The 21,528-nt window shown below is 61.1% G+C and carries 22 protein-coding genes, 2 tRNA genes and 1 other RNA gene; 16 read left to right on the top strand and 9 right to left on the bottom strand.

The genetic code is table 11. The annotated features are described in order from the left end of the window. The first annotated feature begins 90 nt into the window (after positions 1 to 90). The 5 genes from VJS46_RS08155 to VJS46_RS08135 all read left to right on the top strand — a co-directional run bounded on the left by VJS46_RS08155 (position 91) and on the right by VJS46_RS08135 (position 1,736). Positions 91 to 285, top strand: a complete 195-nt coding sequence (locus VJS46_RS08155) for a hypothetical protein (RefSeq protein ID WP_324059362.1) — start codon at positions 91 to 93, stop codon at positions 283 to 285. Then, positions 278 to 601 (top strand): cell division protein ZapA, encoded by a 324-nt coding sequence (locus VJS46_RS08150; RefSeq protein ID WP_324059360.1) that lies wholly within the window; start codon positions 278 to 280, stop codon positions 599 to 601. Before VJS46_RS08155 ends, VJS46_RS08150 begins: the two co-directional genes overlap by 8 nt. 12 nt (positions 602 to 613) lie before the next feature. After that, positions 614 to 769, top strand: a non-coding RNA gene (ssrS, locus tag VJS46_RS08145) — 6S RNA. A 182-nt stretch (positions 770 to 951) separates the two neighbouring features. Next, on the top strand, positions 952 to 1,530 hold the full coding sequence (locus VJS46_RS08140) for a 5-formyltetrahydrofolate cyclo-ligase (protein ID WP_324059359.1): 579 nt from the start codon (positions 952 to 954) through the stop codon (positions 1,528 to 1,530). Beyond that, positions 1,527 to 1,736: a DUF2842 domain-containing protein gene (locus VJS46_RS08135; protein WP_324059357.1), complete on the top strand. Its 210-nt coding sequence runs from the start codon at positions 1,527 to 1,529 to the stop codon at positions 1,734 to 1,736. Before VJS46_RS08140 ends, VJS46_RS08135 begins: the two co-directional genes overlap by 4 nt. On the opposite strand, the gene VJS46_RS08130 is transcribed toward VJS46_RS08135, so the two are convergent. The 3 genes from VJS46_RS08130 to mutL form a co-directional block, all read right to left on the bottom strand. Continuing rightward, a tRNA-Asp gene (locus VJS46_RS08130) sits at positions 1,725 to 1,801 on the bottom strand. The two genes, VJS46_RS08135 and VJS46_RS08130, sit on opposite strands and share 12 nt — an antisense overlap. 44 nt (positions 1,802 to 1,845) lie before the next feature. Next, positions 1,846 to 3,000 (bottom strand): AI-2E family transporter, encoded by a 1,155-nt coding sequence (locus tag VJS46_RS08125; protein WP_324059355.1) that lies wholly within the window; start codon positions 2,998 to 3,000, stop codon positions 1,846 to 1,848. Between the two features lie 6 nt (positions 3,001 to 3,006). Beyond that, entirely contained in the window at positions 3,007 to 4,806 is a 1,800-nt protein-coding gene (gene mutL, locus VJS46_RS08120; RefSeq protein WP_324059353.1) for a DNA mismatch repair endonuclease MutL, read from the bottom strand. Between the two features lie 148 nt (positions 4,807 to 4,954). Between mutL and VJS46_RS08115 the strand changes: the two genes are divergently transcribed. The 6 genes from VJS46_RS08115 to VJS46_RS08090 all read left to right on the top strand — a co-directional run bounded on the left by VJS46_RS08115 (position 4,955) and on the right by VJS46_RS08090 (position 10,735). Beyond that, the gene (locus tag VJS46_RS08115; protein WP_324059351.1) at positions 4,955 to 5,995 is read left to right on the top strand and encodes a rod shape-determining protein; all 1,041 of its coding nucleotides are present in this window, start codon (positions 4,955 to 4,957) and stop codon (positions 5,993 to 5,995) included. Positions 5,996 to 6,011: 16 nt separating this feature from the next. Next, entirely contained in the window at positions 6,012 to 6,917 is a 906-nt protein-coding gene (gene mreC, locus VJS46_RS08110) for a rod shape-determining protein MreC (RefSeq protein ID WP_324059349.1), read from the top strand. Next, positions 6,917 to 7,426, top strand: a complete 510-nt coding sequence (mreD, locus tag VJS46_RS08105) for a rod shape-determining protein MreD (RefSeq protein ID WP_324059347.1) — start codon at positions 6,917 to 6,919, stop codon at positions 7,424 to 7,426. Before mreC ends, mreD begins: the two co-directional genes overlap by 1 nt. After that, the gene (mrdA, locus tag VJS46_RS08100) at positions 7,426 to 9,423 is read left to right on the top strand and encodes a penicillin-binding protein 2 (RefSeq protein ID WP_324059473.1); all 1,998 of its coding nucleotides are present in this window, start codon (positions 7,426 to 7,428) and stop codon (positions 9,421 to 9,423) included. Before mreD ends, mrdA begins: the two co-directional genes overlap by 1 nt. Next, positions 9,420 to 10,529 carry a rod shape-determining protein RodA gene (gene rodA / locus VJS46_RS08095; protein WP_324059345.1) on the top strand — a complete coding sequence of 370 codons (1,110 nt, stop codon included), beginning with the start codon at positions 9,420 to 9,422 and terminating at the stop codon, positions 10,527 to 10,529. The genes mrdA and rodA overlap by 4 nt, the downstream gene beginning before the upstream one ends. A 130-nt stretch (positions 10,530 to 10,659) precedes the next feature. Continuing rightward, a tRNA-Lys gene (locus VJS46_RS08090) sits at positions 10,660 to 10,735 on the top strand. A 110-nt stretch (positions 10,736 to 10,845) separates the two neighbouring features. Here VJS46_RS08090 and VJS46_RS08085 read toward each other — a convergent pair. After that, the gene (locus tag VJS46_RS08085) at positions 10,846 to 12,234 is read right to left on the bottom strand and encodes a three-Cys-motif partner protein TcmP (RefSeq protein WP_324059343.1); all 1,389 of its coding nucleotides are present in this window, start codon (positions 12,232 to 12,234) and stop codon (positions 10,846 to 10,848) included. Positions 12,235 to 12,410: 176 nt separating this feature from the next. Between VJS46_RS08085 and VJS46_RS08080 the strand changes: the two genes are divergently transcribed. Further along, positions 12,411 to 13,145: a phage Gp37/Gp68 family protein gene (locus tag VJS46_RS08080; protein WP_324059342.1), complete on the top strand. Its 735-nt coding sequence runs from the start codon at positions 12,411 to 12,413 to the stop codon at positions 13,143 to 13,145. Positions 13,146 to 13,157: 12 nt separating this feature from the next. On the opposite strand, the gene VJS46_RS08075 is transcribed toward VJS46_RS08080, so the two are convergent. After that, positions 13,158 to 13,541 carry a LysR family transcriptional regulator gene (locus VJS46_RS08075; RefSeq protein ID WP_324059340.1) on the bottom strand — a complete coding sequence of 128 codons (384 nt, stop codon included), beginning with the start codon at positions 13,539 to 13,541 and terminating at the stop codon, positions 13,158 to 13,160. 152 nt (positions 13,542 to 13,693) lie between these two features. Between VJS46_RS08075 and VJS46_RS08070 the strand changes: the two genes are divergently transcribed. Continuing rightward, positions 13,694 to 14,470 carry a class III extradiol ring-cleavage dioxygenase gene (locus tag VJS46_RS08070; RefSeq protein WP_324059338.1) on the top strand — a complete coding sequence of 259 codons (777 nt, stop codon included), beginning with the start codon at positions 13,694 to 13,696 and terminating at the stop codon, positions 14,468 to 14,470. Here VJS46_RS08070 and VJS46_RS08065 read toward each other — a convergent pair. The 4 genes from VJS46_RS08065 to VJS46_RS08050 all read right to left on the bottom strand — a co-directional run bounded on the left by VJS46_RS08065 (position 14,452) and on the right by VJS46_RS08050 (position 18,854). Continuing rightward, positions 14,452 to 15,738: a DUF3526 domain-containing protein gene (locus VJS46_RS08065; protein WP_324059336.1), complete on the bottom strand. Its 1,287-nt coding sequence runs from the start codon at positions 15,736 to 15,738 to the stop codon at positions 14,452 to 14,454. The genes VJS46_RS08070 and VJS46_RS08065 overlap by 19 nt on opposite strands. Then, positions 15,738 to 17,183: a DUF3526 domain-containing protein gene (locus tag VJS46_RS08060; RefSeq protein ID WP_324059334.1), complete on the bottom strand. Its 1,446-nt coding sequence runs from the start codon at positions 17,181 to 17,183 to the stop codon at positions 15,738 to 15,740. The genes VJS46_RS08065 and VJS46_RS08060 overlap by 1 nt, the downstream gene beginning before the upstream one ends. Further along, positions 17,180 to 17,911 (bottom strand): ABC transporter ATP-binding protein, encoded by a 732-nt coding sequence (locus VJS46_RS08055; protein WP_324059332.1) that lies wholly within the window; start codon positions 17,909 to 17,911, stop codon positions 17,180 to 17,182. Before VJS46_RS08055 ends, VJS46_RS08060 begins: the two co-directional genes overlap by 4 nt. Positions 17,912 to 18,068: 157 nt before the next feature. After that, positions 18,069 to 18,854, bottom strand: a complete 786-nt coding sequence (locus tag VJS46_RS08050) for an IclR family transcriptional regulator (RefSeq protein ID WP_324059330.1) — start codon at positions 18,852 to 18,854, stop codon at positions 18,069 to 18,071. Positions 18,855 to 18,926: 72 nt separating this feature from the next. Here VJS46_RS08050 and VJS46_RS08045 point away from each other — a divergent pair, with 72 nt between their 5' ends. From VJS46_RS08045 to dmpG, 3 genes are all read left to right on the top strand, one after another. Next, the gene (locus VJS46_RS08045) at positions 18,927 to 19,718 is read left to right on the top strand and encodes a 2-keto-4-pentenoate hydratase (protein WP_324059328.1); all 792 of its coding nucleotides are present in this window, start codon (positions 18,927 to 18,929) and stop codon (positions 19,716 to 19,718) included. Further along, the gene (locus VJS46_RS08040; RefSeq protein WP_324059327.1) at positions 19,715 to 20,656 is read left to right on the top strand and encodes an acetaldehyde dehydrogenase (acetylating); all 942 of its coding nucleotides are present in this window, start codon (positions 19,715 to 19,717) and stop codon (positions 20,654 to 20,656) included. The genes VJS46_RS08045 and VJS46_RS08040 overlap by 4 nt, the downstream gene beginning before the upstream one ends. After that, on the top strand, positions 20,656 to 21,528 hold an 873-nt coding region (gene dmpG / locus VJS46_RS08035), incomplete at its 3' end, for a 4-hydroxy-2-oxovalerate aldolase (protein ID WP_324059325.1). The genes VJS46_RS08040 and dmpG, both read left to right, overlap by 1 nt.

Raw genomic sequence — 21,528 nt, 5'->3', positions numbered from 1 at the left:
GCCTCCATTTGTCGCCCCAAGGCCTCAGCGTCAACCGCAGCGCAGAATTGGGGTTTTTGCACCGGCCCGCAGGCGTGCTATCTGAAACGCATGTCAGACGATCGCATGATCAGTGCCATAGCGCGAATCGAACGGGCGCTCAGCCGCCTCGAAGCTCTTCAAGCTCCGAATATGGCGCTGGAACAGTTGCAGGAGAAATATGCCCAGCTTCGGAGCGAAACCGGACAGGTGCTGTCGGAACTCGACGGCCTGATCGAACATCTGAAGGAGGAGCATCATGGCTGAGGTTAGCCTGGCGATCGGCGGACGCAGCTATGTCATCACTTGCCGCGATGGAGATGAGGCGCGGCTTCAGCATCTTGCTTCTTTGATCGATGCCAAGACCCAGGACGCCCGGCGGGCGGTTCCCGGCCTTACGGAAGTCCGGCAATTGCTCTTTGCCGCGCTATTCCTGGCGGATGAACTGAACGACATCCGGACCGGCGCAATTCCCGCCGCACCCCCTGCGCCCGACCCGCGCCTCGCCGATGCGCTGGAAAGTCTTGCGGACCGGATGGAATCCCTTGTCTCAAGGCTTGCGGCCGTGCCGGAGAATGCCTAAATTACCCCACGGCGGGCACTGCCTGGTACGAGCTTTAGCGAACATCCCTGAGGCGATATCACATCCAAGGGAGCTGTCCCTAACCGGGTTCCGGCCCGGATTATACGGCGCCCACCTGACGTTGAGGCGTCAGAGGATTTTCCGGCAATCGGCCGAGGCGGTCCCGCCACCCTTTTTCCAGTTCAGCTTGATTTTGGTGGAACCCTGGCCTTTGCGGCCGTCGAGGAATTTTGAGCGGTCGCCCCTGCGTAGGTAGGGACGACGGAAATAGGGGCCGATGAGACGTCTCACCTAATCAAAAATCAGACAGACATTGCCCATCAGCCTCCCGCCACTGTAATCACGGGCTTATGGAAAATTCCTCCAAACAGGACATTCGCCGCGACGCGCGCCTGCGCCGCTCCCGCTTTGTTGAATCGCTTCCCCCCATAGCCCTGAAGCTCGCCTTCCACGCGCCGCCCACGGCACTGATGCGGCTGATTGGTCCGAACTCTTGCGTAGCGCTCTACCTGCCCGTTGGCAGCGAGGCGCCTGCCGACGCCTTCATCGAGCCGCTGATCATGGCCGGAAAGTCGGTCTGCCTGCCTTGCCTGGAGGATAATTCCCCCGACATGCTGTTCCGGCAATGGGCTCCCGGCGAGGAGCTGGTGCTGGGCTATGCCGGGATCAGCGAACCCTCCCCCGCAGCGCCGATTGCCATACCCGATGCCATTTTCGCGCCGCTGGTGGCCTTCGACCGCCGTCTCAACCGCCTCGGCCAGGGCGGCGGGCATTATGACCGGGTGTTCGCCCGCTTCGACCATGCGATCCGCATCGGCGTTGCCTGGTCCGGGCAGGAGCGGGACGATCTTGTGCTTGACCCATGGGACATGCCGCTCCACGCGGTCGTCACTGAACGCGAATTTATAGAAGGAACCACACAATCATGAATCCCAGTTGGCGCAAACCCGTCGGCATGTTCCTCATCCTCGGGATTATCGCGGTCTGGGCATTCATCATCGCCAGCCTGTCGCAGCAGATCGGAGCCCTGCCGGGCTGGGTTCAACTGATCATTTATGCGGTGGCGGGGATTGTCTGGATCTTGCCGCTAAAGCCACTTCTCGCCTGGATGGAAACAGGGAAGTGGCGCGAGTGACGGGGCTCGAACCCGCGACCTCCGGCGTGACAGGCCGGCGCTCTAACCAACTGAGCTACACCCGCGTTCTGCGGTGAGGAGGCGCAGTTAGAAGAGCCCGCTTCGCCTGTCAACCATCCTCTGCGGTCTTCTGCAAATTATCCGGAAGCTCATCGCGATAGCCGTGCATCAGCGTGCCATGTTCGAAGAGAAAACCGGCGATATCCGGCCTTCCCGCTGCTGCGATCACAGTCTGAAGAATGATGAGCAAGGGCACCGCCAGGAGCGCGCCGGGCGTCCCCCACACCCATCCCCAGAAGCTCAGGGACACAAGAATCAGCAAGGGATTCATCGTGAGCCGGCGGCCCAGCACCAGCGGAGTGACGACATTTGCCTCAACCACATGAAAACTGATCTGGATGAGCGCCGGCAGCAGAGCGAGCCACACATCATTAAAGATCATCAGGCCGCCCAGCCCCAACAGGATGGCTGCCAGGATCGGCCCGAAATAGGGAATGAAATTGAGCAGCGCGACGATGCCGCCCCACATGAGCGGAGAAGGCATGTCGATCAGATAAAGCGCGATGGCCACTGCCATGCCAAGGCTCAGATTGATGATCGAGATGGTCGTCACATAGGCGGAGGTCGCGTCGACCACATTCTGAATGACGCGCGCGATCGTCAGCGCTCCATCGAAGCTTTCCCGGCTGCTGATGGTCTGGTTCCGCAAATTGGTCCAGCTCGCGAGGAAGAAGTAGATGACGAGCAAGGCAAACAGCATCTGGATGATGGCCGAAGGCGCGGAAGTTGCGGCAAGTTCCAGCAGCGAGCGCGGCGCCTCTACCGCTGCCGTCTGCGCCGCAGCCACCGGACCCGTTGCCAGCATCTGTACGGTTTCATCGACAAAGCGCTGAAGCTGCGAATAAAAATCTATGAGCGGTGCCAGATTGGCCTGAATCTGCGGAATGCGCTGAGGCAGTATCCGGAACCAGTCAGTGGCCGGAACGATGATCAGCACCAACGCCACATTGCAGATCGTGAGAAAGAAAATCACCGCGATCAGGGCAGCGAGCTTGGAAGGAACGCTTTGCCGTTCCATCCATTCGAGGAATGGCACAAGCGCGATAGCAATGACCAGCGCAGCCGTCAGCGGCAGGAAGAATTCCGCGCCCGCCTGAAGCGCGAAGGGAAGCGCCAGGAAAAGGCCCGCCCCGCCAATAAGCGCCAGCGAACCCAGCAGGCGGTCCCGCCGCCGCTCCATTTCGGCCTGCTCCCTGTTCCTCATCCCAGCCTATTTTCGCCCGAACAATTTCTCTATGTCGCCATGGCCAAGCTTCACCCAAGTCGGCCGCCCATGATTGCACTGACCGCTATGCGGCGTCACCTCCATTTCGCGCAAGAGCGCATTCATCTCGGTAACGGAGAGGATGCGTCCCGCGCGCACCGATCCATGACAGGCCATGGTGGCTGCGACATGATCAAGCCGCTCCTTCAGCGACAGCGCCTCGTCATAGGCGGCAAGCTCATCCGCGAGATCGGCAACCAGCCCCTTCACATCGCCATTGCCCAGCATGGCGGGCGTGGCGCGGACCAGCACGGCGGCCGGGCCGAAGCGCTCTAGTTCCAGACCGAACTCCGCCAGTTCCGCCGCCCTCCCCTCCAGCCGGTCGCAAGCCGCTTCCTCCAGTTCCACGACTTCCGGCAAAAGCAAGTTCTGCGCTGGCACCCCGCTGCCCGCCATCGCCCGCCGCATGCGTTCAAGGACCAGCCGTTCATGCGCGGCATGCTGGTCCAGAATGACCAGCCCATCCTCCGCTTCAGCCACGATATAGGTCTTCGCCACCTGCCCGCGCGCCACGCCGAGCGGAAAACTTTCGGCCTGCGGTACAGGCGAATAGGCAGGCTCGGCGCGTGCCTGCGGCGGTGGCGTCATGAAGCTGGTCCGGCGATCGCCCACATTCTGATGGCTTGCGGGCTGATGGCTTGCGGGCACGGGGGCGGACCAGCCTTCGCCGAAGATCGGCATCGGACTGAACGGCGTCGGCGATGCCAGCGGCTCCTGCCGCCAATTCCCCAGTGCCTCTGCCGCCGGACGCTGCACGGAACGGAAGCCCGCCTCGTCGAGCGCCCGCTTCAACCCACTGACGATCATGCCGCGAATCATCGCCGGTTCCCGGAAGCGCACCTCTGTCTTCGCCGGATGGACATTGACGTCCACCTCTCCGGGGGGAAGATCGACGAACAGCGCGACCACCGGATGCCTATCGCGTGCGAGCTGGTCCGCATAGGCGCCCCTGACCGCTCCCACCAGCAGCCGGTCCTTCACCGGACGGCCGTTGACGAACAGGAACTGATGATCGGCGACGCCCCGATTATATGTGGGCAGCCCCGCAACGCCGCTGATGGTGACACCTTCGCGCTCCAGCGACACCACCACATGATTGCCGCCAAGGTCCCGGTCCGTAAGAGCCGCCACCCGCGCCTCGCGGCTCTCGCCGGGCTGCACGGCGATATTGCGGCGGCCGTCATGTTCGAGGACGAAGCCTATATCCGGCCGCGCCATGGCAAGGCGGCGCACGGCATCGGCGCAAGCGGCGAATTCGGCGCGTGAACTCCTGAGAAACTTGCGCCGCGCCGGAACCCTGGCGAACAATTGCTCCACCCGAATCCGGGTCCCCGGCGGAATGGCGGCAGGCCCCTCTTCCACCAGTTCGCCATTATCAACGATTCGGCTCCAGCCGTCGGCCCCAGCCTCCCGGCTTTCAATGCTGAGCCTTGCGACGCTGGCGATCGACGGAAGCGCCTCTCCCCTGAACCCCAGGGTCACGACATTCTCGATGGCGTCGTCCGGCATTTTGGATGTGGCATGCCGTTCCAGCGCCAGGGCCATGTCCGCCCGCGCCATTCCGCAGCCATTATCGGTCACCTCGATCAGGTCGAGCCCGCCCGAGGACAGCCGCACATGGACCCGGCTCGCGCCGGCATCAATGGCGTTTTCCACCAATTCTTTCAGCGCACTGGCCGGTCTTTCGACCACTTCGCCAGCAGCGATGCGATTGACCAGATGCTCGGGCAAGCGGCGTATTGACATAAGCACGTCACTAGCCCAAGCGGACGCTTTCCGCGAGCGGTTGTCCAAACATTTGTGAAAAGCGTCCTTGGGTGACTTTCCGCCTGCGGAATGAGCGATTATAGGGTACGGCGCCGCGCCTCGGTGGCTCGGATGGACAGGATAAGAAATGATCTTTTCGCGACTTTTCAAATTCTCCTCGCATGACATGGCGATCGACCTCGGCACGGCCAACACCGTCGTCTATGCGCGCGGGAAGGGCATCGTTCTGAACGAGCCTTCGGTGGTCGCGGTGGAAACCCTGAATGGCATAAAGCGGGTAAAGGCGGTCGGCGATGACGCCAAACTGATGATGGGCAAGACCCCTGATTCGATTGAGGCGATTCGTCCCTTGCGCGATGGCGTGATCGCCGACATCGACATCGCCGAACAGATGATCAAGCACTTCATCCACAAGGTGCACGGCCATCGCCGCTTCCCAAGCTGGCCTGAGATCGTGATCTGCGTGCCTTCGGGCTCCACGTCGGTCGAGCGCCGCGCGATCCGCGACGCGGCCAGCAACGCCGGTGCTTCCCAGGTTTTCCTGATCGAGGAACCGATGGCCGCAGCCATCGGCGCAGACATGCCAGTGACGGAGCCCATCGGATCGATGGTCGTCGACATCGGCGGCGGTACGACCGAAGTGGCGGTGCTTTCGCTGCGCGGCCTCGCCTATACCACTTCGGTGCGCGTTGGCGGGGACAAGATGGACGAGGCCATCGTCTCCTACGTCCGCCGCCATCACAATCTGCTGATCGGTGAAGCGACCGCCGAGCGCATCAAGAAGCAATATGGCGTGGCGCAAGCTCCGGCCGATGGCGTGGGCGAAACTATCTACATCAAGGGCCGGGATCTCGTGAACGGCGTTCCCAAGGAAATCACGATCAATCAGGGGCAGATCGCAGAGGCGCTGAGCGAACCCATCGGCACCATCGTCGAAGGCGTGCGCATTGCGCTGGAGAATACGGCCCCGGAACTGGCTGCGGACATCGTGGATCAGGGCATCGTGCTGACCGGCGGCGGCGCGCTTTTGAAGGGCCTTGACGAGGAGTTGCGCGACGAAACAGGTCTACCCGTCTCCATCGCCGATGATCCATTGACCTGCGTTGCCATCGGCACCGGAAGGGCGCTGGAAGACCCGATCTTCCGCGGCGTATTGCAAACCGCCTGACAGGGGGAGAAGCCACATGGCGCCCCCCAGCCGGCGCCCCGGTTACAACCGCAAGGCGCAATATGGATTGTTCGCGAGCTATGTCATAGCCGTCGCGGGCGCTTTGCTGGGTCTGTTGCTGGCGGCCATCTCCATTGCCGATCCGACCGGCTTTTCAGTTATCCGCAGTGGGGTTGCGGAAATCAGCCGTCCTGTCTCGGCCACTTTACGCAGGCTGGTGAGCGGCATCGGCAGCGCCGACGAACATATCGTCGCCTATGTCCGCGCGGGGTCACAGAATGCCGCACTGCGCCGTCAGGTGGAAGCGAACCGCACCCGGCTCATTGAAGCCGCAGCGATCGAGCAGGAAAACCGCCAGCTCAAGAAACTTTTGAAACTCGTCGAATCCGAGGATAATGAGGTTGTGGCTGCGCGAATGATCAGCTCGACCTCAACAAGCCTCCGGCGTTTGGCACGCCTGAGCGCCGGACGCCGCCAGGGCGTGCGGCCGGGCCAGCCGGTGCGGGCTCCCGATGGTCTTGTCGGACGCATCTATGAGGCGGGGCCCAATACCGCCAACGTCCTCTTGCTCACCGATCCCGAAAACATCGTCCCGATCCGGCGCACGCGCGACAATGTGGCGGGCATTTCCACCGGGCTTGGCGACGGTTCAGTAGAAATCCGGCCGCTCAGCATGGGCCATAATCCGTTCAAGCCGGGGGACATCATGGTGACCTCCGGCACGGGCGGCCTCTATCGCCCCAATATCCCCGTGGCGATTGTCCTGCGAGTGGACGGCGATGCCGCCATCGCTGTGCCGCTCGCCACACCGGCCAAGGCCGACACGGTCGTTGTTCAGCACATTTTTCAACCCAGTGTGGTGGTAAGGCCTGAGCCGGCACCGCCATTTCCAGAGAACCAGACCGGACAGGCGGAACCCTGATGCCGCGCTACCGCTCTACCATCGCGCAAGACCGCTCACGGCTGCGGACGCAGGGTACACCCATCATTAGCGTGATGCTGGGCTCTGCTGCTCCCATCATGCCGATGATCGCCGTCACACCGGCGCTCCCGCCATTCGGCCTGCTATTCCTGCTTGCGTGGCGATTGTTGCGGCCGGAACTCTGGCCACTCTGGATCGCAGCGCCCCTCGGCCTCTTCGATGACATCATGAGCGGACAGCCAATCGGCAGTTCAATGTTCCTTTGGACCGTCACGCTGATCGGCATAGAGATCGCCAGCAGCAGGCTTTTGTGGCGCGACTATTGGCAGGACTGGCTAATCGCCGCGGCCGCCATTATTTTCTGTCTATTTGGTGGCGCATATTTTGTCCACCTGTCCGCAGGTGGGGGGTCGATGCTGGTGGTCTTACCGCAAATGGCTTGGTCCATATTGCTTTTTCCTGCAGTCGTGCGCCTCTGCGCCCTCATTGACCGGTGGCGATTGCCCTGATGGCTCAGCCGATCCGCATCGCAGGCTCGGGCAAGAATGTGACTGAGGCCAGCCAGTCCTTCACCTTCACGCGCCGCGCAATGGTGCTCGGCGGCATCCAGGGCGGGATAGGCGTGCTGCTCGCGGCCCGCATGGGTTGGATCAGCATCGCCGAAAACGAACATTATGAGCTGCTGTCGGAAAGCAATCGGGTCAACTTGACCCTCATCCCGCCGCGCAGGGGCTGGATCATTGACCGGCATGGCAAGCCGCTCGCCAACAACCGGACTGATTTCCGCGTCGACATCATCCCTGACCGCCTGCACGACAAGGACGCCACGGTGGCTTCGCTTGCCGAGCTCCTCTCCCTGGACCCCGAGGAGGTGCAGCGGATCAAGGAAGATCTCAAGAAAGCCGCGGGTTTTCAGCCGGTCCAGGTCGCGGACAAGCTCGATTATGCGCAATATGCCGCCGTATCGGTCCGCCTTCCCGAGCTGCCGGGCGTGGCCCCCGCGCGCGGCTTTTCCCGCAACTATCCTGCTGGAGCCGCAGTCGGCCACCTGATCGGCTATGTCGGCGCAGCCTCTGCGGAAGATTATGAGGAGAACAAGGACCCGCTCCTTATCACGCCCGGCTTCAAGATCGGCAAGGATGGTCTTGAAAAGGCGTTCGACAAGGTTCTGACGGGCAAGCCCGGCGCCAAGCGCGTCGAAGTGACAGCACGCGGCAAGGTCGTCCGCGAACTCACCACCCGGCCGGACACACCCGGTCATGTGGTGCGTCTCACCATAGATGCCGGTCTCCAGCATTATGCCGCGCGCCGCTTGGGCGCCGAGTCCGGCTCTGTCGTCGTCATGGACTGCCTGACCGGCGATGTCCTGACGCTGGCTTCAATGCCGAGCTATGATCCCAATAGCTTTTCGGACGGCATCGGCCATCTGGAATGGAACATGCTGGCAGAGGATGACCATGTCCCGTTGCGCAACAAGACGCTGCAGGGGCTTTACCCGCCGGGCTCCACCGTCAAGCCAATGGTGGCGCTCTCATTTCTGGAAGCGGGACTTGATCCCAACGCGACCGTCAATTGCTCCGGTGCCATCCGCGTCGGCACTGGCCTCTTCCATTGCTGGAAGCGCGGCGGCCACGGGACGGTCAACATGGCCAAGGGAATTTACCAGAGCTGCGACGTCTATTTCTACCATTTCGCCCAGCAGATCGGCATGCAGCAAATCGCTGGCATGGCCCGGCGGCTGGGATTGGGACAGAAATTTCCCCTTCCCTTCCCCTCGCAAAGCTATGGCACCGTGCCAGATCCCGATTGGAAGATGAAAAAGTTCGGGAAGCCGTGGGAACGCTATGACACCGTGAATGCGACCATCGGCCAAGGCTATATGCTCGCCAATCCGACGCAGCTTGCGGTGATGGCAGCGCGTATCGCTTCAGGCCGCGAGCTTCTCCCCCGCTTCGTCGTGGAAAGGAATCAGCCGCAGCCGCGCTCGCTCGGCCTTGATCCCCGGCACCTGACCTATGTCCGCAATGCCATGAGCGATGTGGTGAATGGTCCCGGCACTGCGGGCCGCGCCCGGCTGCCCATTCCCGACGTGCTGCTCGCGGGCAAGACCGGGACGGCGCAGGTCCGCCGCATCACCATGGCGGAACGGCGCGGGGGCGTGCTCTCCAACGCCAGCCTGCCGTGGAAATTCCGCGACCATGGTCTGTTCGTCTGCTTCGCTCCTTTCGACCGGCCCCGCTATGCCGCGGCTGTGGTCATTGAACATGGGGGCGGTTCGGGCGCGGCCTATCCCATCGCCCGCGATGTCCTCACCTATCTCTATGACAAGGAAAAGGCGATGGCGGCGCTCGAGCCACTCGAAAAGGCATGGGGTGGCACCATAGAGCAGCGAATGGCCGCAGCCATGCAGCGATACAAGGAGAAGGTGGCGCTGGAGGAAGCCGTGAAGCGGGGTGAGATCGCCCTGCCGCCGGAAAATGCCGTGTCGGCAGCGGGGGCCGAGTGAGCACCCTGGTTCCCGCCGCCGTAGCGCGCTTGCCGTGGCGCCTCCTGTTCCTCGTCATGGGCATAGCGACGTTCGGCTGCATCGTCCTCTTCAGCGCGGCGGGCGGCAGCTTCACGCCCTGGGCAGCCATGCAAGGGGCCCGTTTCATCGTTTTCCTTGGCATGGCGATCGTCATCTCGCGCCTGCCCGTCAGCCTTTTCAAGCAGCTCGCCTTTCCTGGCTATGTCATCATCGGTATCTTGCTGCTGCTCGTCGAACTGATCGGCGCGGTAGGCGGGGGCAGCCAGCGCTGGCTTAACCTCGGTTTCATGCAGTTGCAGCCATCTGAACTCATGAAACCGGCGATCATCCTGGCGGTGGCCCGTTTCTATTCATTGCTTCCCGCAGGCGAAATCCGCAAATGGACCGCGGTCTGGCCGCCGCTGGTCCTGATCGGCGTGCCGGCGGGCCTGGTCCTGGTGCAGCCGGATCTTGGCACGGCCACCACCATCGTGGTGGGTGGCGTAACCGTCGCTTTCCTCGCCGGCCTGCCGCTACGCCTTTTCATCGGATCCGCGGCTGCAGGGATCGCTGTTCTGCCGATCTTCTACAGCTTTCTGCATGAATATCAGCAGAAACGTGTCCTCATCTTCCTTGATCCCGAAAGCGATCCGCTGGGAGCGGGCTATCATATCAGCCAGTCGAAGATCGCGATCGGATCAGGCGGCATCTTCGGCAAGGGCTTTCTGCGCGGCACGCAGAGCCATCTGGATTATCTCCCCGAAGGCCATACCGATTTCGTTTTCGCGACGATGGCCGAAGAATGGGGTCTTGCAGGCGGCGTCGCACTCATCTTTGCCTTCATGATGCTGTTGCGCTGGGGCAATCGGGTCGCCCTGCGAGCCGAGGACAAATTTTCCCGCCTGACCGCCGCAGGCCTCACCATGACGATCTTCTTCTATGTCTGCGTCAATCTCATGATGGTCATGGGGCTCGCTCCAGTGGTCGGCATTCCCCTGCCCTTCATGTCCTATGGCGGCTCCTCGATGATGACGATCATGCTCTGCATCGGCATGATCATGGCGATCGACCGCCGGAAAAATGGTTCCGGCCAGCTCAACTGGTAGGCAGCGGAACCGGCAAGCCATATTTTTATGGAATGCCTGCCAATTGGCCATTGCCAGCCATCGAATCCCATGCTAACCGCCGCGGCCTACCACGGGTTCATGGCTCAGCCCATGAATTCACCGCATCAGTGGACGCATAGCTCAGTTGGTAGAGCAGCTGACTCTTAATCAGCGGGTCCTAGGTTCGAGCCCTAGTGCGTCCACCATTTTTCAATGACTTAGATGCGAGAGCGCTGCGATGATCCGGCGCGGGGTCCCATATGGGCATCAGGCGGATCGACATATATAGACGAGCATCCACGCTAACGTAACTTCCTCAAGCAGCCTTATCGCGCAACGGAGAAAACATTGGTATTTGGCGTGTGAACTGGATGCGATCGTCCCATGAATAACGACTGGCGCGCTCGCGCACTGTGTTCCCTACCACATTGCCTAGGCTGTCTTTCTTATTAGCAAGGATAAGGATCTCCCCAGCGTCACGCAACTCAGCGAGCTGGCTATCCACGATCTTGGACACAACGGGTGTATCATTAGCACGCGACGCAAAAAGATCACGTTTGGTCACCGGACCTCCTCCAATCGTCGCCGTATGAAGCAGCCTCGGTATCTGCTCAAGCAACTGCTTCTTCGACCGGGCTTCGGCATTATCATCGAACGTGTAGTCCATCATGCCTTGGCGCATATCGACGCCGGGATCGAAACCGAGTGCATCTAAGCCAGGTCCACCGAAATGCTCCATCGTGTTCTGTATACCCCAGAACACGTTCCCCATTTCCTCTCGCGCCTGATGGTGCTTCGATAAATGTAGCAACCAATAATCCCGGTGCGATTCGGCCGGGTGGATAAAGAACGGCGTGTAGAAGGCTGCTCCGGTGTGTCCTTGGATGTGCTGGTAAAGCGTGTTCTGGATAATCCGCTTCCAGCCCTTATTGTCTTTCATAGCTATGAGCGCACGGGCATCTTCACGGTTAAGATCGATGTTGGCGAGAGCGCTGATGCTGGAGTTTTTCTCACAAAGTAGATTCGCCAGCGCATCGACCATGAAGGTCAGAACGATCTCGGGATTGGTCAGCTCGCCCATGATTTTTCGGACCGTGGCGAGCTTGACGTCACTCCAACCGTACTGATCGAGGAAAAATAGCGAGCGATGGGCGCGTCCCTTCCTCCGAATTGCGTCGATCACGCTCGGCGCGGCCTCTTCAAAAGTCGATTTGACGAGCCGGACATCCTTGTCGAGCCTCTCACCGAAGCCACGTTTGATGAGCAGATCGCGCAAATAAGCGAGATGCTCTGCATTCTCATCGATGAACACGAAGTCTGCCGCGATCGTGAAGCCCCGTGCGCGCGCTTCTTCAAGGGTACGTTGAGCCTGTTCTACAGCATGCAGCATACGCAGGGGTGATCCATCCACTTCGGCTCCATCCAACCGATATCGTCCCCCGCCGCAGAAGCCATCCACAATGGTCAGATTAAGGCGAGTCTGAACATGGCTCTTTGTCAAAGTGTCTATGTAAATTCTGACATAGCGCTCAAATATTTCGTGCTTTGCCACGCTGTGGGCTCCGAGCACTGGCGGCTCCGTACCGACCTTCCAGTGATATCCCATCTCGCTCCGGCCATCAGCGGCAGATTTCGGCTTGGCGAGTTCATACAGACCCGGCAAGGGGAGCATATTTATTGGATCGATCGACTTTCTCTTCGCCATTCAAAGTTCCACTGTTTGATCGCTCGATAAACAATCTGCTTTACATCGTGGTCTATTCATCGCGGTCGTCAAAGCCGTTACCTTGACACAGGACGGCTTGAGCCTGAGCGCGAAAGGCAAAGGTTGCCACACGATTTGCACCGTGGCAATGTTCCAGTGATGTTCTGGGGAGTGTAATGGCAGACGGCAGCGCTATCGAATGGACGGATGCAACTTGGAATCCGATAACGGGCTGCACGAAGATCACCCGTGGATGCGACAATTGCTACGCAGCCCGATTCTCAGAGCGCTTCCGAGGCGTGCCGGGTCACCCGTTCGAGAACGGATTTGACCTAACGCTTCGGCCTGAGCGCATCGCGCAACCTATGTCGTGGCGTCGCCCGCGCATGATTTTTGTCAATTCTATGAGTGATTTATTTCACAAGGAAGTACCACGATCCTTCATAGATCAGGTCTTCGACACGATGGAGGAAGCCGATTGGCATGTCTTTCAGGTGTTGACTAAGCGTAGCTCGCTAATGCGCAACTACCTTCGCCGCCGCTATCTTGATCGCTCGCCTCCATCGCATATGTGGTTCGGCGTCTCTATCGAGAACGCTTCGGCTCGATCGAGGATTGAGCATCTCCGCCAAGCTCCCGCTGCTGTTCGCTTTTTGTCAGTTGAGCCGCTTATCGGAGCGGTGGGCAAACTACAGCTTGAAGGCATTCATTGGGTGATCGCCGGTGGCGAGAGCGGCCCGGGCGCAAGACCCATGAACATCGAGTGGGCTCGCCAAGTCCGCGACGAATGCGAACGGCAAAAGGTCGCCTTCTTCTTCAAGCAATGGGGTGGATTTCGCCCGAAATCGGGAGGGCGAGAGCTTGATGGCCGCGAGTGGAATGACATGCCGCTTACGTTCAAGGCTGCATAAGCGTAGCCTGTATCAGCGAATGCCCATCTCCACGCAAGCATAGGTAGCAGCCAGAAACTTCAAGCTCATATTATCCGCAATCTGGTCATGCGGGAGTGTATCAACGGTGGTCAGCCTGACCACACCTTCCAGTGCGATGTCCTTGCCGGTGATCGTGCGTTCGGCGGCCAGGACTTCGGCTTCGATGCGTTCAGCACTGCCAAGTACCGTCTCGCCCAGGGGGGTCAGCGCATAGCCACCGGGCAGACGCTGCAGAAGCCGGGCGCCGGTGCGTCCCTCCATTGCAGCTAGCCGGCGTCCCATTGTCGGCTGCGTTACACTCAGGGACCGGGCTGCGGCGGAAAGGGTGCCGTGCCGGGCAATGGCGAGAAATGTGCGGAGATCGTCCCAGTCCATGGCCAAGTCATACGGAAACGCATAGCTGATAGTCAATTTTTCTCAATTCAGTGCACATCCGTTTTCTCTTAACTTTGATAGGGCAACAGCAAATAGGACATGTCATGACCACAACGGACTCGACATCTTTGGAAGAAAGAGGCGTAAGACACTTGCTGCGTCCGCTTTTCATCTCGCATGGCGCGCCGACGCTGCCCTTTGAGGACGTGGCCGCCCGGCATTTTCTGGAGGGACTCGCAGCCACTATGCCCCGCCCCCGGGCCATTCTTGCCGTTTCGGCCCATTGGGAAACGCGGATTCCAACTGTCAACGCCGTTGAGCGCAATCAGACGATCCACGATTTTTCGGGCTTTCCGCAGCCCCTTTACCGCCTCTCTTATCCCGCTGCCGGCAATCCGCACCTTGCCGAAAGAGTCGTTGATTTGCTCGCGGAGGCAGGACTTTCCGCCGCAACCGACACCACACGAGGGCTCGACCACGGCGCCTGGGTGCCGCTGATGCTTGCCTGGCCGAATGCCGATATCCCAGTGGTGCAGCTATCCGTACAAAGCCAATTGGGCCCTGGACATCATTTGGAGGTCGGCCGGGCAATTGCTCCGCTCGCCCATGAAGGCGTGTTGATCGTCGCCAGCGGCAGTTTCACGCACGATCTTTCGAGCTGGCGCGGACAGGCGGGCATGGCTGAGCCCGAATGGGTCACCGCCTTCGCCGACTGGTTCGACGCCGCACTGAAGGAAGGACGCATATGCGACCTCCTGGCCTACCGCAGGCTCGCCCCGCATGCCGAGCGCAACCATCCAAGCGAGGAGCATCTGCTGCCGCTGTTCGTGGCGCTGGGCGCCGCTGGGCCGGACGCCTCTGCGCACCGGCTCCATTCAAGCAACACATATGGTGTGCTGCGCATGGACGCCTACGCTTTCGGCCATTGAGATCGCGCCGCCCCGCCGACGCGATCTACCCAGCGCGGCGCCCGATCGAAGTCGTCACGCCTGAAAGGGCGATCATTAAAGATATAGGGGTAGTAGAATCGCCTGAGCCGTTCGTGAAAGGCCCTTATCCGGCCGCTATAGGCGAGCTGCGCGGCAAGGTCCGTCTCGGCAAGCCAGTGTATCGCAACTTGTGCGCCGACCGCTGGCAACACATAGCCAAGGCGCCGTGTCCAGAGGTCGCGTGCCTGCAAGCCAGCTTGGTAGGCGCGGGCCTGCGAGGAAACGCGTAGGTCGCCAAGATGCTGGAAGGCATAATACCATTTCCAGTGGAATCCGCCTTCAACCGGAGCGGTATCGCGCCACTCTGGATGATGACGGAAAAAGGCGCGCATGGTCGCCTCCTTCGGCTTGTCCCATCCCGCATGAACGGCTTCTCGCTGGGCCAATGTGAGCTCCACCCCCTGCCTCACCGGTATGCCGGAATTGATCGCCAGAAGCGCCAGTGCGGGAAGCACAAGTGTCAGGATCAGCCAGCACGCCGCGAGCGTTGCGGCATTGGCAACCGATCCGAGCTTGGCCCGGCCGGCGAGGATGCAGATCACCGCCCAAAAGACGAAGTAAAGCGCTGCGGCACCGAGAACCGGAATGGCCATAAGGCCAGCGCCGGAGAGCACCGCTCCCGCGGCGAAGGGCAATGCCAAAGCGGCAAAGAGCAGGCTGGTGCGCAACATGATACGGCGAGCCCACAAACCTCGTTCGCTATGCGCCATGACACCGAGCAAGGTCATCCGTCCCGCCTCGCGCTCGCCTGAAACAAGGTCGTGCAGCAGCGCGATCAGGAAAAGTGGGGCAAGATAGATCAGGACAAAGGACCAGTCGAACCGCCCCGGAAGCGCCATTTCGGCATTATAATTCTCGCCTTCGTGGATCTGGCTTTCGAGCGCGAGAGCGCGCACCCGCAACACGAAGGGCGCGACATCCCGCTGACCAATGGCAGCAAAGGCGAGGTTCGAAGGCGCGTCCCAAGTCGCGTGGAAGGTATAGTAAGCGGCATTGCCGGGATCGCCCTCCTCCGACACCCAGGCGGCAACAGCAGCCTCGTCTTCCGCCTGCTGCGGCTGGATGCGGGCGATTACCTCTCGCTGGCGGCTGATCTCGGCCATGCCGGCCCAGACGCTGGCGGCGGAAAAAAAGGCCATCAGCAGCAAGGCAGGGATGGCGATCCGCTGGCGCAGGAACAGGCGGAGCTCGTGAGCCCACAAAGACATCACAATGCCTCCCCAAGCCGGCGGCTCGCGAGCCGCAACGAGAAAATTCCAACCACCAGCCAAGCGAGCAGCGAAGCCGCGCCTGGAACGGCCGCGCTAAGCTTTTCGCCCAGCGAGGCGGGCTGGTAGGCAAAGTCCGGCACATCGTGCCAATGCCGGGGGTCGATGCGCACCCTGCGGCTGGCCTGCGGGTCGTTGTTGCGGCTGCTGTCGTCGGAATAGGTCAGGGCTTCCGCCTGCAGGCGATTAAGCTGCTGGACGATGGCATAGCGATAAGCCTCGGCCTGCTTGAGGAAGCGCCGATGCCCCTCAAGGCCGGTCCCCGCAGCGGCCATGGACAGGCTTTTAAGAGCAATGGCGGGGCTCAGCAGGCCGAAGCTCGTCGCGATGGTGCCCTGCTTGCGCTGCTCGGCGAATTGGCGATCAGCATAGTCGTCGAACAACCGCGAAGTCAGCTTCTCGCCCTCCATGGCAAGCAGCCCGCGATAGTTGACCGGAAGGTCTTCGACCTGGGAAACACCATATTGCTTCAATATGCGGGCCTTGAACGCTGCGAAATGGGGATCATCTGGATTGTGGCTGTCGCCGATGCGCCGCTGGTCACGCTGGATGGCGATGTCGGTTTCAAGCCGGGTCGGCAGCGGCGCGGCGGCAAGGGCTATGTCGGGCACCGCCCGGGGAATCAGGATCGTCGTCACCGCCCAAATCCCAAGCAAGCTCATGAGCGAGGTGCGCGCATTGCTTGCAAGACTGGATACAGCGGCAATGCCGATCACCCACAGCGCCAGATAGGCGGCATAGCCCAAGGCCAGCACTGCGGCCGCTGCCAGTGGCGCGCCTTTCGCTAGCACAAGCCAGGCCAACGCAAAGACCACCGGCAGCAGCATGACCATTGCAAGCCCGCCGAGCGCCAAGGCCTTTCCGGCGATCAGCGACCGCACGGTCATGCCATGCGCCGCAAGCACACGCAGCGTCCCTGCTTCCCGCTCCCGAGCGATCAGACCGAAGCCGATAAAAACAAGGACCAGCGGCGCCAGCACTTGCAGAACGAAGGCCGGAGTGAGCTGCCCGAAACGGGCGAGCAGCGAGGACTGGCGAACATCGCCGAAATTGGCGCTGTTCTGCCGGTGACCTTCGAGGAAGACCGTACTGCCGGTAAAGGCATCGACGCCGGGATCAAAGGCGGCCAGAGCCGGTAGCGGGCGGAAAACGAAGTGCCCGTAATGAACCATGCGGTGCGGGTGACGGGCTGGCTGGCCGTCGAACTCCCGGTCGGCCTGCGCCTGGAAGCGAGCTCGCAAGGCGTCGCTATTGTCGCGATGGGCCAATGAGGTGAGCGTCGCAATAGCCGTAAGCGCGAGCAGCATCAATACGGCAAGCTGTGCCACCCGGCTGCGGCGCATGAGCCGCCATTCATTGCTGGCAAGCAAGCGCGCTGAATTCATGCCGCAACGGCCTCGCCATAGCGGTGATGAAGTGCAACGACATCGATTTCGGCGGGCTGCCGCACCTCTTCGACAATGCGTCCATCGGCAAGAAAGCCAATCCGGTCGGCGCAGCCCGCGGCTCCCAGCAGGTCGTGCGTGACCATCAGGATGGCAGTACCGCGCGACTTGAGCGTTGCCAGCAAGGCGTTGAAATCCGCTGTCGCTCGAGGGTCAAGGCCAGTTGTGGGCTCGTCCAGCAGCAGCACAGGCACCTCCCGCAGCACCGCCATGGCGATGGCAACCTTCTGGCGCATCCCTTTGGAAAAGCCGCTTACCCGCCGCGCCCTTGCCTCTGCCTGCAGGCCCGCCGCGTCCAACGCTTCGTCCATTGCTGCCTTGGCGGGTTCGCTTCCCGCCAACGCCATGAAGTAAGCAATATTCTCATAGGCCGAAAGCTGATCGTAGAGCGCCACATTTTCCGGCAGGTAGGCAATGCGTGCACGCGCCCTTTCGGGCGCTTGGACCGGATCGATCCCGGCGACGCGAAGCGAGCCCCCATCCGGGCGCAGAAATCCCAGCAATGCCGACAAGGTGGTCGATTTGCCCGCACCATTGCCGCCGAGAAGAGCGTAGATTTCGCCCTTTCCGACCGACAGGCACAGGTCACTCAACACATCCCTGTCGCCACGGCGCAGCGCAAGGCGATCGATCAATATGGGCGGAAGGGTCTGAGATTCGCTTGTCATGGCGCCACTCATTCCGGCACCGCGACGGAAAGTCAATATTATGGTATAACATTACGTTTGCTATACCGATCCGGGCTGCTGCAAAAGCCAGCCTGCGATATCGTATCGGCGTCACTTGGTGACAGACCAGGTTCTGAGGGGCAGGCCACGGCACTATTCAAGCCTCCGCCAATCTGGGATCAAGTCTCTTGAGCAGACGATTTGCGCAGGTGCGAAGCGCTTTCAGCGCCAGGTCCAGCTCCATTATGGGATGGGTCATTGAAAGCGAGATCGCCGCCAGCACATTGTTGCTGCTGCCCACGGGCACAGCGACACAGATCAGATCTTCCGCGATCTCGCGGTCATCCACTGCATAATGATCGCGCTGCACGGCAGTCAAAAGATCGCGGATGCGATCTGGATCGATCACCGTCCGGGACGTTAGCGGAACAAAGGGCCCGGCGGAGAGATAAGCCTCACGGCCGGAGTCCGGCAGGTTTGCCAGCAGCACCCGGCCGATTGCGGAGCAATAGGCCTCAAGCTGCCCTCCTTCGCACGTAAAAAGCGGGGTGCCTCCGCCATATTCCTTGACGACATAGGTGACCATGTCCCCTTCCATAACGCCCAGATGCGCCGTGGCCCGACATTCCCGGGCAAGCCGCCTGAGCAGCGGCCGCGCAGAAGCGGCAAGGATCGCGCCGCGCTCGCTATAATCGGCGAGGCTGCCAAGGCCCAGACCAGCTCTATAATGTCCCCGCTCCCCGGGAACCAATAGGCCATGGCTGCGTAGCATCTGCACCATGCGATATGCCGTCGAGGTGGGCAGTCCGAGCGCGGCGGCATGGGCGCGCAGCGGGGTTCGTCCCTCGTCGCGAACCAGCATATCAAGCAGCCGAAGCAACCGATCCATGGCCTTGCTCTCTTCCATCTCCAGATCATATTCCCGCCATTTGAGAAGATGCAAGCCCCCTGAAATTGCATGGTGCCAGCCAGCCGCTTATTGAACCGGTATCACGAAAAATTCGGGAGGTTGGTCATGAGCTCGCACGGCTTCGAGGCGGCGGCAGCGGCGCTGCGCCGGGCCTATCGGGGAGGCGCGATTTCCCCAATGCGGAGCGTTCTGGAGCCGGGCGACGGCGATGGCGCCTATAGGATACAGGAAATCAATACCCGCGTCTGGGAAACTGAAGGCCGGCGCATCGTTGGACGCAAGATCGGCCTGACGGCCAAGGCTGTGCAGGCGCAGCTTGGCGTGGATCAGCCCGATTATGGAGTGCTCTTTGAGGACATGCAGATCGCAAATGGCAGCGAACTATATGCCTCCCAGGTAATCCAGCCAAAGGCGGAAGCCGAGATTGCGCTGATTATGGCGAGCGACGTCAGCGACCCCGAAGTCGATGCAGAGGCATTGGCCGCTGCTACGGCTTTCGTGGCTCCCGCGATCGAGATTGTCGACAGCCGCATAGCCGACTGGAAGATCAGTTTCGCCGATACAGTGGCGGACAACGGCTCCTCGGCCTTTTTCGTATTGGGCGAACCCCATCGCCCGCTCGATGGCCTCGACCTTTATAGCTGCGGCATGGTGCTCGAGATAAATCGGCAGGTGGCCTCCCTTGGGACCGGTGCAGCTTGCCTCGGACATCCGCTCAACGCCGCGGCCTGGCTCGCCCGGACGCTGGCCGCACGGAGCGAACCGCTCCGCGCTGGCGATGTCGTGCTGACGGGCGCGCTTGGACCAATGACGCCCATTAGGCCAGGCGATGAAGTTCGCGCGATCATTGGCGGAATAGGTTCGTGCAGCTTCAAATTCATCGAGGACCGCATATGAGCAGAAAGATCAAAGTGGCCATTATCGGATCGGGCAATATCGGCACCGACCTCATGATCAAGATCATGCGGACATCCGGCGTTCTCGAGATGGCAGCGTTTGTCGGCATCGATGCGGAGTCGGACGGGCTGAAACGTGCCGAGCGCCTGGGTGTCGCCACCACGGCGGAGGGCGTTGACGGCCTGATCGAGCTTCCGGTCTGGCGGGAAATCGGCATCGTCTTCGACGCGACTTCCGCAGGCGCTCACAAACGCAACAGCGAGGTGGTGACCGCTGCGGGCAAGGTGATGATTGACCTGACGCCAGCCGCCATCGGTCCCTATGTCGTGCCGGTGGTCAATGGCGACCGGCATCTGGATGCGCCCAATGTCAACATGGTGACCTGCGGGGGGCAGGCCACCATCCCCATCGTGGCGGCAGTCTCTTCGGTCGCGACCGTCCACTATGCCGAAATCGTCGCCTCAATATCCTCGAAGTCGGCGGGCCCCGGGACGCGCGCCAATATCGACGAGTTCACCGAGACCACCTCCAAGGGCATCGAGCAGGTCGGAGGCGCAGGCAAAGGCAAGGCGATCATCATCCTCAATCCCGCTGACCCGCCCATGATCATGCGCGACACGGTGTTCACATTGTCGTCCGGCGCTGATGAGGCGCAGATCGAAGCCGCGATCGAGGCTATGGTAGCCAGAGTGAACACCTATGTGCCAGGCTACCGGTTGAAGCAGAAAATCCAGTTCGAGCGCTTCGGGTCGAACAATCCCGCGCGGATTCCAGGCCTCGGAACCTATGAAGGCATCAAGACCAGTGTGTTCCTGGAGGTCGAGGGCGCCGCCCATTATCTGCCGGCCTATGCCGGGAACCTCGACATCATGACGTCCGCAGGCTTGAGGACCGCGGAAAGGATAGCGACACGCCGGCTTCAGAAGGAGGCCGCCTGATGGCTTTTGATCCCACAACCACCAAGCTTTACATCCAGGACGTGACGCTTCGCGACGGCATGCACGCCATACGCCACCAATATGGCCTCGAGCATGTGCGCAAGATCGCCAAGGCGCTGGATGATGCCAAAGTCGATGCTATCGAAGTGGCGCATGGAGATGGCCTCAACGGATCCTCGTTCAACTATGGCTTTGGCGCTCACACGGACTGGGAGTGGATAGAGGCCGTGGCCGAGGTAGTGGCTCATGCGAAGCTCACCACCCTTCTGCTCCCGGGCATCGGCACGATCGATGAGTTGAAGCACGCCCATTCCCTGGGCGTACGTTCGGTGCGTATTGCGACGCATTGTACCGAGGCGGATATTTCGAAGCAGCATATCGAAGCTGCCCGCAATCTCGGCATGGACACGGTCGGTTTTCTGATGATGAGCCACATGATCGAGCCCGAAGCACTCGCCCGGCAGGCGAAGCTGATGGAAAGCTATGGCGCGACATGCATCTATGTGACCGACAGCGGCGGGGCGCTCGACATGGATGGCTATCGCGCCCGTTGCGAGGCCTATGACCGGGTTCTGAAGCCGGAAACCGAGCGCGGCATCCATGCTCATCACAACCTGTCCTTGGGGGTCGCCAATTCGATCGTGGGCGTGCAAGCCGGAGCAATCCGTATCGATGCCAGCCTTGCCGGCATGGGGGCCGGTGCCGGCAATGCGCCCCTGGAGGTCTTTATTGCTGCCGCTGAGCGCAAGGGCTGGAAGCATGGCTGCGACCTCTACATGCTCATGGACGCCGCAGAGGAACTGGTCCGCCCGCTTCAGGATCGGCCGGTACGTGTCGACCGCGAGACCTTGAGCCTTGGCTATGCGGGGGTC

The sequence above is a fragment of the Rhizorhapis sp. genome (assembly GCF_035276005.1).
Classification (GTDB): Bacteria; Pseudomonadota; Alphaproteobacteria; order Sphingomonadales; family Sphingomonadaceae; genus Rhizorhapis.
The sequence above is the reverse complement of the archived record's forward strand: the minus strand, read 5'-3'. Positions and strand labels throughout refer to the sequence as shown.

Coding starts and splice junctions, on each gene's coding strand:
- mrdA (WP_324059473.1), top strand. CDS start 7,426: ATGGCTCAGCCGATCCGCATCGCAGGCTCGGGCAAGAATGTGACTGAG.
- VJS46_RS08080 (WP_324059342.1), top strand. CDS start 12,411: ATGGCAGACGGCAGCGCTATCGAATGGACGGATGCAACTTGGAATCCG.
- mutL (WP_324059353.1), bottom strand. CDS start 4,806: ATGTCAATACGCCGCTTGCCCGAGCATCTGGTCAATCGCATCGCTGCT.
- VJS46_RS08085 (WP_324059343.1), bottom strand. CDS start 12,234: ATGGCGAAGAGAAAGTCGATCGATCCAATAAATATGCTCCCCTTGCCG.
- VJS46_RS08150 (WP_324059360.1), top strand. CDS start 278: ATGGCTGAGGTTAGCCTGGCGATCGGCGGACGCAGCTATGTCATCACT.
- VJS46_RS08055 (WP_324059332.1), bottom strand. CDS start 17,911: ATGACAAGCGAATCTCAGACCCTTCCGCCCATATTGATCGATCGCCTT.
- mreC (WP_324059349.1), top strand. CDS start 6,012: ATGGCGCCCCCCAGCCGGCGCCCCGGTTACAACCGCAAGGCGCAATAT.
- VJS46_RS08155 (WP_324059362.1), top strand. CDS start 91: ATGTCAGACGATCGCATGATCAGTGCCATAGCGCGAATCGAACGGGCG.
- VJS46_RS08060 (WP_324059334.1), bottom strand. CDS start 17,183: ATGAATTCAGCGCGCTTGCTTGCCAGCAATGAATGGCGGCTCATGCGC.
- VJS46_RS08040 (WP_324059327.1), top strand. CDS start 19,715: ATGAGCAGAAAGATCAAAGTGGCCATTATCGGATCGGGCAATATCGGC.
- VJS46_RS08075 (WP_324059340.1), bottom strand. CDS start 13,541: ATGGACTGGGACGATCTCCGCACATTTCTCGCCATTGCCCGGCACGGC.
- mreD (WP_324059347.1), top strand. CDS start 6,917: ATGCCGCGCTACCGCTCTACCATCGCGCAAGACCGCTCACGGCTGCGG.
- VJS46_RS08140 (WP_324059359.1), top strand. CDS start 952: ATGGAAAATTCCTCCAAACAGGACATTCGCCGCGACGCGCGCCTGCGC.
- VJS46_RS08135 (WP_324059357.1), top strand. CDS start 1,527: ATGAATCCCAGTTGGCGCAAACCCGTCGGCATGTTCCTCATCCTCGGG.
- VJS46_RS08125 (WP_324059355.1), bottom strand. CDS start 3,000: ATGAGGAACAGGGAGCAGGCCGAAATGGAGCGGCGGCGGGACCGCCTG.
- VJS46_RS08115 (WP_324059351.1), top strand. CDS start 4,955: ATGATCTTTTCGCGACTTTTCAAATTCTCCTCGCATGACATGGCGATC.
- VJS46_RS08045 (WP_324059328.1), top strand. CDS start 18,927: ATGAGCTCGCACGGCTTCGAGGCGGCGGCAGCGGCGCTGCGCCGGGCC.
- VJS46_RS08065 (WP_324059336.1), bottom strand. CDS start 15,738: ATGTCTTTGTGGGCTCACGAGCTCCGCCTGTTCCTGCGCCAGCGGATC.